Raw genomic sequence first — 14,353 nt, forward strand, 5'->3', positions numbered from 1 at the left:
GTGGCGATCACTCAGACGGCGGGCGGAACGGGCCGGCACCCGTAGGCGGCTCGTCCGCCCAAGCCCGGCAGGGCGTAGGCGGAAGCGTCAGGGCCGAAGCGGCAGCGGAGGATGGCGGAGGCCGGCTATTTTGCTTCGCGATGCAAAGCGCGCTGATCGGATCACTGGCGTGCCTCCCATCGCCCGCGCGCGGCGGAAAATAGCCGGACGCAGCCATTGCCGGCCCGGACCGCTTGCCGTCCGATCGCCCTCTAGAAGGCCGTGGTCGCGTGCTCTTCCGGCATTGGCCTAATCTACGACCGACCCATCGCGGTCGATGATAGCGCTTACTCCGCTCCCAGCGTGGGCGAACGGAGGAAGCGGTCGACGTCTTCCGGTGCGAGTTGAAGCCGCAACACTGCTCGGAGGGCCTCACGGCCGAAGATGTGCAGATCTTCATTGAAGTCGCCCGTCCGAGGCGACAGTGCGATCGCTTCAACGCCGGCGTCTTCCGCGCGCTGGGTGAGGATAGCCTGTACGGCATCTCCGGCGGCATCGGCGTCGCGGGCGATGTAGAGGCGACGTAGCCCGGACGGCAGCAACATGGCCGAAAGGTGATTGGCCGACAGCGCAGCGGTCATCGGCAAGGTCGGCAGTACGTAACGCAGCGACAGCATGGTCTCGATGCCTTCGCCCGCAGCGAGCACGTCGTCCACCCGGCCGAAACGCACGGCATTGCCGAGCAGGTCGCCCATCGCCCGTCGTGGCGTGTCGATCGGAGCTTTGCCGAGCCGCACGCGGTCAAAGCCGTCTGGATCGAGCCATGTGCGATGCACGCCGGAGATCCGTCCATCGAGATCCGTGACGCGGGCTATCATCGCTGGCCATGTTTCGGTCGGCAAATGGTCGTCCGGTCGATAATAACAGCGTGGGTGGAAGCGCAAACTGTCGCCATGGTGGATGCGGGCTATTCCGCGACGCTGCAAATAGGCTTCGACCATTGTACCGTCGATCGGGCTGGACATGGCAAAGAGGCGACGGGCGGCTTCCTGCGACCCGGCCGGCACTGCTGGATCCACGAGTTCTGGGGGAGGTTGTCGCTCGGAACGAGGTAGCATCAGAAAGCGTCTCGCCTCCCCAGTCACTTCGCGAAAGTCGCGCAAGGCCAGACTTTCGCGGATGATGTCGAGGAGGTCACCATGTTCTCCGGTCGCGGCATCGGTCCACTTACCGGCGGGACCTTTCGGCGACTGCTGCAGCCGTACGAACAACGAACGGCCCGGCGCGTTGTGGACGTCGCCGACCACCCAATACCGTCCCACCCGCTTGCCATTGGAGAGATAGTGCCTGCATACCGCCTCGGCCTCTCGCGCGAGGCGGCGTGCCAATTCAGAGGCATCGCGCGGCATCACGCGGCCTCCCGCTCACTGATGCGCGCAACCGGATAGCTGTCGAGCACCTTCGACAGGATCTCGACGCCGCTTGCGTCCGCGGGCACGAACATCCGCAGCTTCCAGGAGATGATCTCGCCAAAGAGCCCATAAGCCCGCAGACGATCGCGCATGGTGTCGTTGAATCCCGACAGCTCGATGCGGGCTGCGCCCATCACCCGCACACGGCAAAGCTTCAGCCCCTCCGCGAGATCGAGGACGATCCGTCCCTCCATCAGCGCGGCAAAGGCGGCGTCCCGCACCATCGAGGGCGCATCAGCGGCAAGGACGTTCGCGACCCAGGCGGCGGAGACCTTGCGGCCGATGATGCGTTCGCCCGCATCGGTCTGGAGACGATAGACGCGGGTCGATTCGTTCGGCAGCCGCTTCCAGATGGGTAGTAGCAAGCCCGCCACGATGTGGATCGTACTTTCCGTGAACTCCGGTACCTCGGCGAGTTCCATAAGCCAGGCGGCGGCAAAGCGTTCCCGATCCGCTTCGGCCCAATGGCTTTCCGCCATCATGTCGAGGGCGACGCTGTGCTGCTCCATCGGCCGTACCAGGCGGATGCGCCGCTCGATCTCGCCATCGTCGAGCATGAAACTCGGGGCCGGAAGCTGCACGGCAGCACGGCCCGAGCGCTCATTGAGCAACAGGATCGCGTGATGGTCGGAACGGCGAGCCAGGGCGTCATCGAGACTGATGGGATGATTGCGCTGGCGCTGGACGATGGTGAGCAGCCGGGTCTCCGCACCAGTCCCGGGATGGGTGTAGATCGTCCGCCGGTCGGTGACGACAAAGCTCTCGGCGCGGAGCGTTTCCAGTCCAATGTCGTAGGTGCCGGAGCTAACCGCGCCCTCGATCCGAGCAGTCAAAAGCTGATCGAAGGCGGTGAACAGAATGTTCTGTAGGTCGATGGTGAGCGCCAGCAAGCGATTGAGGAACGTCGTGATCGGCGGCAGGTCGTCCCTCAGCCCATTGGCATCAGTCAGCTTCAGGCCGGTCGCATCCTCAAATCTCGCGAGCGAGCAGCCGTCGACCTTGCCTCGCACGAGCAGGACATAGAGTTGACGCAAGGCGTCACGGCCGTACTGGCTTTCGAGATTGTCCTCGGGCCGGAACAGGCCCTGCCCTCCGGTCTGGCGCTGACCGCGCGTGATGGCGCCCAGTGTGTCGAGCCGACGGGCAATGGTGCTGAGAAAACGTTTTTCGGCCTTTACATCGGTTGCGATGGGACGAAACAGCGGCGGCTGTGCCTGATTGGTCCGGTTGGTCCGGCCAAGCCCCTGGATCGCGGCATCGGCCTTCCAGCCGGGATCGAGCAGGTAATGGACCCGCAACCGTTGATTCCGGGCTGACAGGTCGGCGTGGTAGCTCCTTCCCGTACCGCCCGCGTCGGAGAACACGAGGATGCGCTTGACGTCGTCCATGAAGGCGGTGGTCTCCGCGAGGTTCGCCGAGCCAGCTCGGCTCTCGACCACCAAGCGGTCGTGCTTGCGAACGATGCGGCGCGAACGGCCGGTCACTTCTGCGACAAGTTCGGTCCCGAAACGCTGGATGACCTGATCCAACGCCCCGGGAACAGGCGGCAGCGAGGCGAGCTTTTCGATCAAGCGATTGCGGCGGGAGACGGCATCCCTGCTCTCAACCGGTTGACCATCGCGATAAACAGGCCGCGAGCAAAGATTACCCTCCGAGTCGGTGAAGGGTTCGTAAAGCTGGATCGGAAACGAATGGGCGAGATAGTCGAGCACATATTCGCGAGGCGTGATGTCGACCTGGACGTCGCCCCACTCCTCGGTCGGAATCTCGGCGAGCCGACGCTCCATCAGCGCTTCGCCCGTTGACACGATCTGAATCACGGCGGCATGGCCCGCGTCGAGATCACGCTCGATCGATCGGATCAGCGAAGGCGTCTTCATCGAGGTCAACAGATGCCCGAAGAAGCGCTGCTTGGCGCTTTCGAAGGCGGATCGCGCCGCAGATTTTGCCTGCGTGTTCAGCGTCCTGGTTTCGCCGGTGATGTTGGCGGCCCGCATCGCCGCATCGAGGTTGTTATGAATGACGCTGAACGCGCCAGCATAGGCATCGTAGATGCGAACCTGCTCCGGCGTCAGCTTGTGCTCGACCAGCTCGTACTCGACGCCCTCATAGGACAGCGAGCGGGCGGAGTAGAGACCGAGCGCTTTAAGATCACGCGCCAGCACCTCCATGGCCGCCACCCCGCCCTCCTCGATCGCCTCGACGAACTCGGCGCGCGTGCCGAACGGAAAGTCGGCGCCGCCCCAAAGGCCGAGGCGTTGGGCATAAGCAAGGTTGTGCACCGTGGTGGCGCCCGTCGCCGACACATAGACCACGCGAGCATTCGGCAAGGCGTGCTGGAGCCTCAGCCCGGCGCGCCCCTGCTGAGAGGCCGCCTGGTCGCCGCGCTCGCCTTTGCTCCCGACCGCATTCTGCATGGCGTGGCTCTCGTCGAAGACGATCACTCCGTCGAAGTCGGAGCCCAACCATTCGACGATCTGCCTGACGCGCGAAAGCTTCTCGCCACGCTCGTCGGTGCGTAGCGTGGCATAGGTGGTAAATAGGATGCCCTCCGAAAGCCGGATCGCCGTGCCCTGGCGAAACCGCGACAGGGGCGTAACCAGCAGGCGCTCCATGCCGAGCGCCGACCAGTCGCGCTGCGCATCCTCGATCAGCTTGTCGGATTTGCTGATCCACACCGCCCGGCGGCGGCCCTTGAGCCAATTGTCGAGCAGGATCCCGGCGACCTGCCGTCCCTTGCCCGCACCGGTGCCATCGCCCAAGAACCAGCCGCGACGGAAGCGGACCGCGTTCTGAGCGCCCTCGCAGGCGGCGGCCACGACATCAAATGTCGCGTCGACCGTCCAGAAGCCTGCCAGCAACTCGCTATGGGCTTCGCCAGCATAAATGACGCTCTCGAGCTGGGCGTCCGACAGAAGTCCATCTGTCACCACATGCGACGGCAGGTGCGGACGATAGGTCGGCTTCGGTGGCGCGACGGACGCCATCGCCGCGGACTGCACGAGTTCGGTCGGATGCGGGCACGATCCGGGAATAAGGATCGACTGCAACCCGTATGTCTCATAAAGGGCATCGGTCAGTCGGGCTTCTTCCGGCGGCGACCACTCGACTGTCCCGTAGTTGAGCTCCAGGCCTTCTGACGCCGCGCTTCCCGAGGTGGACGGTGAACACAGTGCAGCGGCGGCGCTCGATTTCGACTTGGCGGGATGACAACGGCTAAGGTCGACCGCCACCGACGCCGCGATGGGCAGCCTGGGAGGCACATGCTGGGTCACCCAGTCAAGCAAGGTCCCGACATGGCTCGCCATGCCCAATGAAGCTGAAAAAACCTTCGGATCAGCCGCCGGCAGCTTGTCGATCACAAGCAGCCTTGTGTCCGTTTGTGTTCCGTGCCTGGCGTAAAGGGCGCCGTCAATGGCGGCAGAAAATGCCACCCGCCCGCGTTCCTGGAGACGAACAAAGGCTTCCGTCCATGCCGGATTCTCCGGCGCGAGGCTCGCGCCAACGATCGCGACAAGACGCCCGCCGTCGCAAAGCCGTGCCAAGGCCGAGGTGATGTGCCGGAAGGCCGCGTCTGGCATCGGTCGTTCGACATTCGCCACCGCCGAGAACGGCGGGTTCATCAAGACGACGCTCGGGGCGACGCTTGCATCGAGATGGTCATCGATTTGGGCGGCGTCGAAGCGGGTGACTTTAAGATTGGCGAACAGATGATCGAGCAATGTCGCGCGCGCCTCGGCCAACTCGTTCAACACCAAGGCGCCGCCCGAAAGCTCGGCAAAGATAGCGAGCAAGCCTGTCCCCGCAGAGGGCTCGAGAACGCGATCGGCGGGCGTCACGCCCGCCGCCGTAGATGCAACAAAGCCGAGCGAAATCGGCGTCGAGAATTGTTGGAGTGCCTGGCTATGCTCGGAACGCCGCGTATGGGTCGGCAGACAGCTCGCGATCCTCGCGAGCATCGGCAGCATGGCGGCTGTCGAGCCAGCCCGGGCGCGCATGGCCGGTCCGAACTTGCGAAGGAATAGAACGGTCGCCGCCTCGCAGACGTCATAGGCGGTCTTCCAGTTCCAGGCGCCGGCGGCGTCCGAGCCGGCGAACGCCGCCGCCATGGCGCTGCGCAGGACGGCGGCATCGATGCGACGGCCGCGTTCGAGCTCGGACAGGAGATTCTGTGCGGCGCGGAGGGCGGCGGAGGTGAGACTTGCAGCGGCACGCATCGAGAGCGGCGCGGCGGCGGCGCCGCCGGCGAGAGATTCGGTCATGTCAGTGTCTTTCGGAGAGCGGGAATGGGGCGAGCCGGCTGGCGCTCTCTCTGGACCGTGCCGGCTCAAACCCGTCCCGGCCGCTCTCTGCCTCTCATGACCCGGCCGACCCTCACGGCTCGCCCAAAACCCTCGGCCGGGCGAACAAGGCGAAATGCACTGCCGGCACGGCGTGGGCTAACCCGCCGGCCTCACGGCGTGACCTGAGCGATGAACTCCTCGAGGAGATCGTTGGTGACTTGCCGAGGATTTGATTGGCCGAGATCACAACGACCGCGCCGCCAAAACCATCGGCACGCATCCACTAACAAGCAGAAACGGCCGATACATGCTCCGGCGTCAGCGAGCGCCGCACCCATGTCCTGAACGATGAATTCCCGCTCATTGGAAAGCCGAAAGCCCGGCACGAAGCCGGGCGCGGTGTGAGAATTGCGATGGAAGGCGTGCGGGACGGCCTCAGGCCGTCCCGCGATAGGCTTCATTCGGCGGCATCGAGCTGTGGTTCGTCGTCGCCGCCGCCGTCCTCCTGCCCTTGGTTGGCGAGGAATTCGGGGAGCGGGCCAGCCTCCGCCTCCTGTTCCGTTGGCGCGGCGGTGGCGTCGACAAGACGCAGGAGCTCCGGCAACCAGCCCGAACCATCGAGAAGACGCTCGGCCTCCTTGGCCATGTCGGTCTTCTTCAGGTGATCGATCAATTGCGCAGACGATTCACCTCGTGCCTCCCGCACCGCCTCCAGAATACGAGGCTTGGTGACGCGGCCGAGATAATTATCGACTGTCGGTCTCCAGCCGGATTGAACCATGTCGAGGCCGACGGCGCGTGCCAGCACATCGGCCTGGCGGAGCCGAGAGCTGAGGCCGTCGGCGGAGACACGGCCCTGATTGTAACGGTTGGCCGGCTCATGGACGGCGTTGACCGCAAATGACGCACAGTGAGCGAACAGGGATGCCTGTGCGGCACCGTCAAGGACCGTGAGCGCATCCCACAGGTCGTTCTCGCTCTTGGGCAGCTGCGCCCTCCAGGACTCGTGCCGGGCCTCAACGGCCTTGGCAGACGCGCTTTCCCTGAGCCCGGGGGCTTGAGCGGGAAAGGTCGGCGTGCGCAGTCCGATCTCCAGACACGTGCCGGACGATCCGTTTCGGTAAAAGGCCGTCAGCACGAAATTGTGCAGCACCGCCTGGAACGCGATTGCCGGATTTTCTGCCAGCGCATCGCGCAATGCCAACGTACGATGCGCCGTCAGTTCGGTGATGAGCCGATCCGGCAATGGCCGTGCCACATCCTCATCGCCCTCCTCCGGCTCGCTCGATTCGCCGGCGAGCGAAATCGTCGTGCGCTGAACGGACGCGCCGGGCTCCTGCCCTTCAGTCAAGGTTGTATTGGTGCCCCGCTCGCCTTCGACATCGGCCGCAGGCACCTCGTCCTCCGGTCGGAGATAACCCCGATTGACCGAAAGCCGCCCTTCGTCATCGATGCTGACGAAGACGCCGGCCCTGGCCATCTGGTCCGGCTCGAAGACGTCCGGCCGGTCGTTGAACGCTTCGAGCGCCTGCTCGAGTTCGCCGAGCCGCGCGTCCACCTCGTCGGGCAGTTCATCAGTGCCTTCAAATCTCGTCTGGAGCGCGTCGTATTCGGCCTGGAGAGCATCGAAGCGCGCCTGCTCCTCGGCGGTGAGAGCTGCCGGGTCTGCGTCGAGCCGACGGAGGCCGTGGTCATGGCCGTAGGGAAAGCTGGCGGCGGTGACCTCGATCCACTTCCAGCCTTCGGCGGCGATCGTCTCGGCTTCTGTCCGCAGCTTCTCAGCCACGAGACGCTCCAGCAAAGCAACGTCCTCGAGCCAGCCGCCGCCATCTTCTTCGAACAGATCACGCAGCACCTTGCCGCCGGCCGCTTCATAGGCCGCGAGGCCGACAAATCGCACGCGCTTGTCGGATCCCCGCACCGCGCGCTCGGTCAGAAGGCGCCTGATCTGATATGGTTCGTCGTAGCCCGACTTGCTGACGTTCTCCCAGACCTGTTCCTGTCGGGCGTGCTCGTCGGTAACGGAGAACGCCATAAGCTGTTCGAGCGACATACCCTCGTCGGCGTAAATGTCGAGCAGCTTCGGGCAAACGGCCGCAAGCCGCAGCCGCTGCTTCACCACGTTGACCGATACGAAGAAGATGGCGGCGATATCCTCCTCGGACCGCCCTTGCTCGCGCAGGGTGTGGAATGCCCGAAACTGGTCGAGGGGATGAAGCGCGAGGCGGTGCACGTTCTCGGCGAGCGAGTCCTCTTCCGCGGTGACCTCGCTACCCATGTCACTGACGATGCAAGGGACTGGCGCCGTCTTTGCCAGACGCTTCTGCGCTATCAAAAGCTCAAGCGCGCGATAACGGCGGCCGCCGGCCGGCACCTCGAACATGCCGGTTTCCTGGCCTTCACCGTCGAGCACGGGCCGGACGTTGAGACTTTGCAGCAGGGAGCGCCGAGCGATGTCCTCGGCGAGATCCTCGATCGAGATGCCGGCTTTGAGCCGCCGTACATTGTTCTGACTCAAGACGAGCTTGCTGAAGGGAATGTCGCGCGACGGCGACAGCTTGATCTTCTGAACGGCCTTTGCCATGTTAGTTTCTCCGAAAACGGGCGGCCGGGAGCCTCTCTCTCGGCCTCCAACCCGTTCGCGAACAGGCCCCCCTCCTCTCGCTCTCGCTGTTCCAACGAACAATGGCGATGATTGGCGGCCGCCGCGCTGTCGGAAAACCAGGCCCGCCCTCGCATCTCCGATCGGATTGAAGCCCAAACCGGCTGGCGCTGGTTGGCACAGGCGACTATGTCGACTGCCATGAGACATTACATTCTGGATGGACGCGAACCTGAATGCACGAACGCGGTTTGGTGGCGGCGATGGTATAAATCAGCCGACCGTGTCGTCGCGCGGACGCGGATAAATCCGGATATCGTCGTCTCAACCGTGTTCGTAGGTCTCGATCTCGGATGCGATCCGGATCGCCCCGTCCTTTTCGAAACCGAGGTCATGGAAGTGGGCGTCGCCTCCGTCGACGCCCGGCGGGAGCGGTACCTGACGTGGGCGAGGCTGAACGCGGCCACGCAAAGATCGTAAGCGAGTATCGCGGCGCCTGAGCGCGCATGTTTCGGGGCTGCACGCAACCCGCGAGTTGTCGACGGCGCTGCCGACCGGGAGCCGCCGCGGATCGTCGCCCGCGACGGACATGACCGTTTCCGCGAGAGGGCGGCGCGCGAACTCGCGAACCGGCAAAGCGCAGACGGGCCAAGCCGGAGAGCGCAATCTCCGGCTCGGCCGAAACTACGCCACGCGGTCGAGCAACTTCTTGGCCTTGGCCTCCATGTCCAGGCGGACATCCTGATGCGGCTTGTCGCGCGCGAGCGCGGTGATGCCCTGCACGAAATCGAAGATGCTTTCAGGTGGGCGGCCTTCCTCCACCAGCACCGCGTCGATCACCTTGCCTGCCTCGGCCCTGGAGAAGCCGCGGCGGCGCAGAAACCCGGTGCGATCCTCGTCGCTGCGTGCCACGATCCGCTCGCGGGCGGCCTTGATGCCGTTGACGAAGGGCATCGGTGAGGAGTTGGCGAAGCTTAGCAGTGCCGGGGCCGCCTCGTGAGCAAAGCGGGAGGCTGCGTATTTGGAATGACGGATGGTCATCTCCTCGAAATCTTCCACGCCCCACAGATTGCGATTTTGACAAACCGCACGAAGATAGAAGCTCGCCATGCCGAGCGTCTTCGCACCGACTTCCGAGTTCCAGCAATAGAAGCCGCGGAAATAGAGGTCGGGCGAGCCGTCCCGGAGACGACCGGCTTCGATCGGGTTCAGGTCATCGACCAGAAACAGGAAAACGTCCCTGTCCGATGCATAGAGGGTCGTCGTGTCCTTGGAAATATCGACGCGGGGATTGTAGATGCCACTTGACCAGTCGAGCACACCGGGGACCTTCCACCGTGTATCGCCTGTGCCATTGCCAGCGATGCGCTGTACGGCCTCAACCAGCTCGTGGTCGTAGATCCTGCCATAGTCGGGACCGGTGACGGCACGAAGCTCCACCCGGTTATCCTCGGTCTCGAGCGTCTTGATCTGCTCGGCCCGATTGGCGGTCAGGCCATATTGCAGGTTGATGGCTGCGAGGGCCGCGGGGAGCTGCCGCAGGTAGGCGGCCGGTGCGCCAACCTGGCTTGCAAGCTGGCCGAAGCTCCAGTGGGTCGGCGCGACTGGCCTGTCCGAGCCGGGCAGCATCAAGGCTAGGCGCTCGGGATCGGCACTTCTCGCCTCGACATGGATGAGCGCGCTTTCGACCACGCGCGTGCGGCTGCGGTCCGTGCGATCGCGCACCGTGCGGGCCAGGTCGTTGAGCGACAGATAACGTTCATCCGCCGGACGGCAGAACCACTCCGAGGACACCCGACCAACGCGCTCGCCGCGGCTGACATCCACTTTGTAACCGCAGCTGGCGTTGCGGCCGGCATCAACAATCTGCGTATTCATGGGAGCAATCTCCATGACGGGCGCCGGAAGACTCTCCTCCGACCTTCAACCCGTCATGGCCAGGGCCGCTTCCCTCTGCCTCTCCCTGTATCGTCAGTCCAACGCCCGCGGCCAGGACCCCAACCAGGACCCACGGCATCCAACCCCGCCGCGGCTTCCGTCAGGGATGGAAGCCCGCAGGGTGAAAACCCGGCGCAAGGCGGGGTTTCAGCGCCAGCCGACAGCCCGGTCCCGCAGGGAGACGGCAATAAACTCAGCCAACGCCTGCAAAGACATCTAACCGGAATCGAAGTCGGCTTGATAAAGCTGCTCGATCTTCGTGACCTCGTCCGGTGTCAACTGGGAGAATTTGGTGTCACGGGCGCGCTTTGACAGCCGCCCTTCATTCTGTTGCAACGATCCAGGGAGGCTGTTGAGAGTCCGCTCCGGCATGTCGACCATGTTTTCGACACCCGAGCGGAATCTGAAGCTCCGTAAGAACCGGGCTTCGCTCGGAAGATCCTGTTCGATGGTCCTCTGCACGCATGCGTAGAGAAATTCCGCGTGCGGCGTTGCGTCGGAGAAGCGATAGAAGTCAGCTGTATCGTTCAAGACGTTGCCGTGTGGGGTCGGCTCGACTCAGGCGCGTGACGCGGCATGTAGATGGCCATTTCCCTTGCTCAAGGATGCGGTGCTTTGTTCCGATGGCCGAAAGCACGCGTGGGACCGGGACAGCCGGCAGGCGTCAATCAGCGCTGCGCAGCCGGCGGGGATCGCGACCACCTGCAGCCTCAGATCATGAAAAACGCTCACCGGACCTGAAAACTTTGGTCGCATGAGCTCGATCAGTGAAAAACGTTCCCGATCGTGATTTCCGACCGCAATCTCACGAAAAAGCTTTCCCAGGAAAAATATGCGGAAAATCCCACAAACCACGATGCGCGACCCCGCCGGCGCCGGGAGCAGGGATGGCGCCATTTGTTGCAGGGGCGCGGCACCTCAAGCCAAAATGTAATCGTGCTACATAATCGTCGAATATGTAGCACGAAGATAACAAATGCCGACTCCTCATAATCCTCCCGCCGCCGTTCGACGAGCCATTTCGCAAGCTTGGCGCTGACATCCACGACGCCCGCCGACGTCGGCGGCTGCCGATGGCCGTCGTGGCCGAGCGCGCCTTCACGTCCCGTTCGACCCTGCAAAGAGTCGAAGCCGGCGATACCAACGTCAGCATTGGCATCTATGCCGGCGTCCTTCAGGCGCTTGGTCTGCTCGACGGTCTGAGCCAGATCGCCAACATCAGCAACGATCGCGTCGGACAGGCACTGGCCAGCGCCGAACTGCCCAAGCATGTCCATATCAAACGCAAGCCATCTTCAGGGAGCCTTTCGGACAAACACGAGAGGTCAAGTCGCCCTTCTAGGCTGCATGACGTCCATTGATTGGGTCCGGCCCGCCGCGTTCGAAAGGCCCTGTTCCTTCATCGCCAGCCTCTGCCCCGACGAGCCTTGTCGGATGCACGGCACTCATACGCGCCGAAACCTGCGCTCGGCCGGAAGCGAATGCATCGCGCCAGATCGATCCGTGCATGCGAGTGGCCCATCCAGCGCCGAAGGGATTCTCGCTGGCGCGTGCATAAAAAAGAACCCCGCCCAAGACTGGGCGGGGCTTTGAAGGATCCGCGTCTCACTCGCCGTTCTTGCGCGGCCGCGACCACAGCAGCGTGTAGCCCTCGCCACCTTCGTCGTCGAACAGGTTCGCGTAGATCGGTGCGTTGAAGGAGGGATCGTCGAGCTTGAGCGAGAGGTAGTCGCGGCCCTCTTCGGAGCGCTTCGACCAGGCTGCGCCGATCTCGGCCCGGCCCACATAGATGCGGTGGCTCGGAGCGTTCTCGTTGGAGCGGTTGGTCTCGGCGACGATACGGACGCCCTTGGCTTGCAGACTCAGGGTGACGATCTCGCCCTGGAAGTCGTTGCCGACCTTCTTGAAAGAACCGATGTTAGCCATATCACTTCTCCTGTTGTGTTTCGAGCCCGCGACCACCGCGGCCTCGATGGCGATCTGAAGGCCGGGGACGATCGGCGACGCACCCCTCGCGGGCCGGAGCGCAGCGGAGGACGCCGTTGTGGCGACTTTCTTGTCTCGCGAGGAATGGGCTTTAGCCCAGGGGAAGAAAGTCGCATCAACGGCGTTGCGGCTCAGACGATCGAGGCGAAGCCGGTCTTCGGCCAGATCAAGCCATCAAGGAGGCCACGTGCGTCCGCGTGCTGAACCGCAATCTCAAGGAGAAGACTGGCGAATCTCGGTCGAGCTGCACAAGATGTCGGAACGATTCAGCGAAGAGAAAGAAACAATCTGCCGCGAAGGGCGGTATCGTCCATGAAGAACGATCGAGAGCGCGACACACGCCACCGCTAATGGTGGGCCGGGCCGAGATCGCCGCAGCCTGTCGAAGCGCATTGATGAGGGCCGCGATTACTTCTCGCTCTCATCACCTTACCCCCGCATTCAATATGTCGATCCAGGCGGACCCGTTCGACCAGAAAGGTACGAAGGATCATCCCTCGTGCGTGGCAGACGTGAGAATTGGTTGAGACGGTTTACTCCCGACAGGCGCAGATAGTGGCGACCTCGGTCTCAATCTCGATGCCGCCGAGATGCGGCTTGGCCCGCGCTGCGCTGTCTTGTGCTCGTAGTCAACCGCCGCCGGGACCACGGCGTCTATTACGGCCGGGTACCACGGCGTCTCGGCAGCAATCGGTGGCGGCAACCAGCGTGCTGGCGGCGGCGGATAAATACCTGAGCCAGTAATCCTCAATTCTCGAGCGTCAGCGCCAGAACAGCGCAAGCAACAGGATGACTGGAAGCGGGATGCCCAGGAGCCACAATAGCGCGCCTCTGCCGAATGTCATGGTCAATCCTCCTCCTTTCTAGGCATTCAAACCTCAAACAGGTCCGCGGTTCCAACGGATTGGAACTTACGTACGAAATTGATCTTGAATCCAAAGTTCGTATTTGAGGAGGTAAACATGGCCGCACGCGCGGTACCGCACGCCTTCTTCGCCTGGACTTGGTCACCTGTCCTGGCGGGCGTATTTGCTTCGTTGGTCGTCCAAATCCTATTGACCATGCTGGGTTTTGGCATTGGCCTACTCGCCATCGATACTCCGACGGCCGCGTCCGCGCCTGCTAGCGCCGGCTGGCCTGCCTTCGTCTGGTGGGCCGTTTCGGGGATCATTGCCGCCTTCGTCGGCGGCGCCATCGCAGCCGCCAATTCGCCCGATCAGAGCGGTTTGGGCCGTGTCGGACATGCCTTGGGTGCTTGGGCGGTTGCGACCGTGATCGTGGTGGCGGCAGCCGCGATGATACCTGCTTCGGCTGCCAGCATCGCGGGCAACCTCGCCGGCCCAAGCTATGCGGCGAACGCCCGCATCGCATATTATTCGAACAATCCGGCGCGTGAAACCGTCGGCTCGACGAGCAGGCCGGGAACGCAAGCTCAAATGGAGGAGGCGCGCAAACACCTCGCCTATACCATGCTTGCCAGTTTCTGCGCACTCCTGTTGGGCGCCGGCGCTGCCTATGCCGCCGGAATGGCAACCACCGCCCGAGCGGTCGAAGATGCCGCAAGACCGGTTACTTGAGAACGCTTAGCTATCTGGCTCCTGTCCGGCAGGCAAGCCGCCAGATCGCCAAGCGCAGCCACGACGTCTGATTCCTCACCGCTGAACTCGACGAGGAAAAGTCGGCGATACCAAGCCCAACACCGTGGCGCATCGCAAGGGCGTCAACTGCAAGAGCGCAAGCTGAAGGAGGTACTACACATGAGACGCACGATACTAGCAATCGCGTGCATTTTGCTGGCGACACCAGGACTGGCGCAATCCGTCAGCGAGAAGACCGGCGTCAACTCCGTGCTCGGGGTCAGCCCCTCGACGTCCGATTTCGTCAAGCAGGTCGCGATATCGGACATGTTTGAGATCGAGTCCAGCAAGCTGGCGCAGCAGAAGGGCAACGCGGCGGAGAAAACGTTCGCTTCCCAGATGGTCACAGACCACACCAAGACCAGCACTGAGCTAAAGGGACTAGTAGCTCGTCACAGTGATTTTGACTCTTTGGGTATGCCTGGATAGGCGCGCCCCAGTTTGGTGCGAGCTTTG

At 63.4% G+C, this 14,353-nt stretch carries 8 protein-coding genes and 2 pseudogenes; 3 read left to right on the top strand and 7 right to left on the bottom strand.

Annotated features, from left to right (window positions below):
• Positions 1-326: 326 nt before the first annotated feature.
• From Q2M23_RS38815 to Q2M23_RS38840, 6 genes are all read right to left on the bottom strand, one after another.
• On the bottom strand, positions 327-1,388 hold the full coding sequence (locus tag Q2M23_RS38815; protein ID WP_316398865.1) for a toprim domain-containing protein: 1,062 nt from the start codon (positions 1,386-1,388) through the stop codon (positions 327-329).
• Positions 1,388-5,713 (bottom strand): strawberry notch family protein, encoded by a 4,326-nt coding sequence (locus Q2M23_RS38820; RefSeq protein WP_316398866.1) that lies wholly within the window; start codon positions 5,711-5,713, stop codon positions 1,388-1,390. The genes Q2M23_RS38815 and Q2M23_RS38820 overlap by 1 nt, the downstream gene beginning before the upstream one ends.
• A 191-nt stretch (positions 5,714-5,904) precedes the next feature.
• On the bottom strand, positions 5,905-6,195 hold the full coding sequence (locus Q2M23_RS38825) for a hypothetical protein (protein ID WP_316398867.1): 291 nt from the start codon (positions 6,193-6,195) through the stop codon (positions 5,905-5,907).
• Entirely contained in the window at positions 6,192-8,318 is a 2,127-nt protein-coding gene (locus Q2M23_RS38830; RefSeq protein WP_316398868.1) for a ParB/RepB/Spo0J family partition protein, read from the bottom strand. The genes Q2M23_RS38825 and Q2M23_RS38830 overlap by 4 nt, the downstream gene beginning before the upstream one ends.
• A 702-nt stretch (positions 8,319-9,020) precedes the next feature.
• Entirely contained in the window at positions 9,021-10,214 is a 1,194-nt protein-coding gene (locus tag Q2M23_RS38835) for a DUF932 domain-containing protein (protein WP_316398869.1), read from the bottom strand.
• 276 nt (positions 10,215-10,490) lie between these two features.
• Complete coding sequence (locus tag Q2M23_RS38840) at positions 10,491-10,805, bottom strand: hypothetical protein (protein WP_316398870.1); 315 nt, start codon at positions 10,803-10,805, stop codon at positions 10,491-10,493.
• A gap of 445 nt (positions 10,806-11,250) precedes the next feature.
• Here Q2M23_RS38840 and Q2M23_RS38845 point away from each other — a divergent pair.
• Positions 11,251-11,635 (top strand): annotated as a pseudogene (locus Q2M23_RS38845) (helix-turn-helix domain-containing protein).
• 244 nt (positions 11,636-11,879) lie between these two features.
• Here the strand turns inward: Q2M23_RS38845 and Q2M23_RS38850 are convergent.
• Positions 11,880-12,200, bottom strand: coding sequence for a DUF736 domain-containing protein (locus Q2M23_RS38850; RefSeq protein ID WP_018317677.1), 321 nt, complete (start codon positions 12,198-12,200; stop codon positions 11,880-11,882).
• Positions 12,201-13,222: 1,022 nt separating this feature from the next.
• Here Q2M23_RS38850 and Q2M23_RS38855 point away from each other — a divergent pair.
• Together Q2M23_RS38855 and Q2M23_RS38860 are read left to right on the top strand one after the other, a co-directional pair.
• Positions 13,223-13,837 carry a hypothetical protein gene (locus Q2M23_RS38855; protein ID WP_316398871.1) on the top strand — a complete coding sequence of 205 codons (615 nt, stop codon included), beginning with the start codon at positions 13,223-13,225 and terminating at the stop codon, positions 13,835-13,837.
• A gap of 180 nt (positions 13,838-14,017) precedes the next feature.
• Positions 14,018-14,287, top strand: a pseudogene (locus Q2M23_RS38860) (DUF4142 domain-containing protein); the annotation flags it as partial.
• Between the last annotated feature and the right edge of the window lie 66 nt (positions 14,288-14,353).

The sequence above is a fragment of the Bradyrhizobium sp. 33ap4 genome (genome assembly GCF_032654765.1).
In the GTDB taxonomy this organism is placed as follows: Bacteria; Pseudomonadota; Alphaproteobacteria; order Rhizobiales; family Xanthobacteraceae; genus Bradyrhizobium; species Bradyrhizobium australafricanum.

Coding starts and splice junctions, on each gene's coding strand:
- Q2M23_RS38820 (WP_316398866.1), bottom strand. CDS start 5,713: ATGACCGAATCTCTCGCCGGCGGCGCCGCCGCCGCGCCGCTCTCGATG.
- Q2M23_RS38835 (WP_316398869.1), bottom strand. CDS start 10,214: ATGAATACGCAGATTGTTGATGCCGGCCGCAACGCCAGCTGCGGTTAC.
- Q2M23_RS38825 (WP_316398867.1), bottom strand. CDS start 6,195: ATGAAGCCTATCGCGGGACGGCCTGAGGCCGTCCCGCACGCCTTCCAT.
- Q2M23_RS38850 (WP_018317677.1), bottom strand. CDS start 12,200: ATGGCTAACATCGGTTCTTTCAAGAAGGTCGGCAACGACTTCCAGGGC.
- Q2M23_RS38815 (WP_316398865.1), bottom strand. CDS start 1,388: ATGCCGCGCGATGCCTCTGAATTGGCACGCCGCCTCGCGCGAGAGGCC.
- Q2M23_RS38830 (WP_316398868.1), bottom strand. CDS start 8,318: ATGGCAAAGGCCGTTCAGAAGATCAAGCTGTCGCCGTCGCGCGACATT.
- Q2M23_RS38855 (WP_316398871.1), top strand. CDS start 13,223: ATGGCCGCACGCGCGGTACCGCACGCCTTCTTCGCCTGGACTTGGTCA.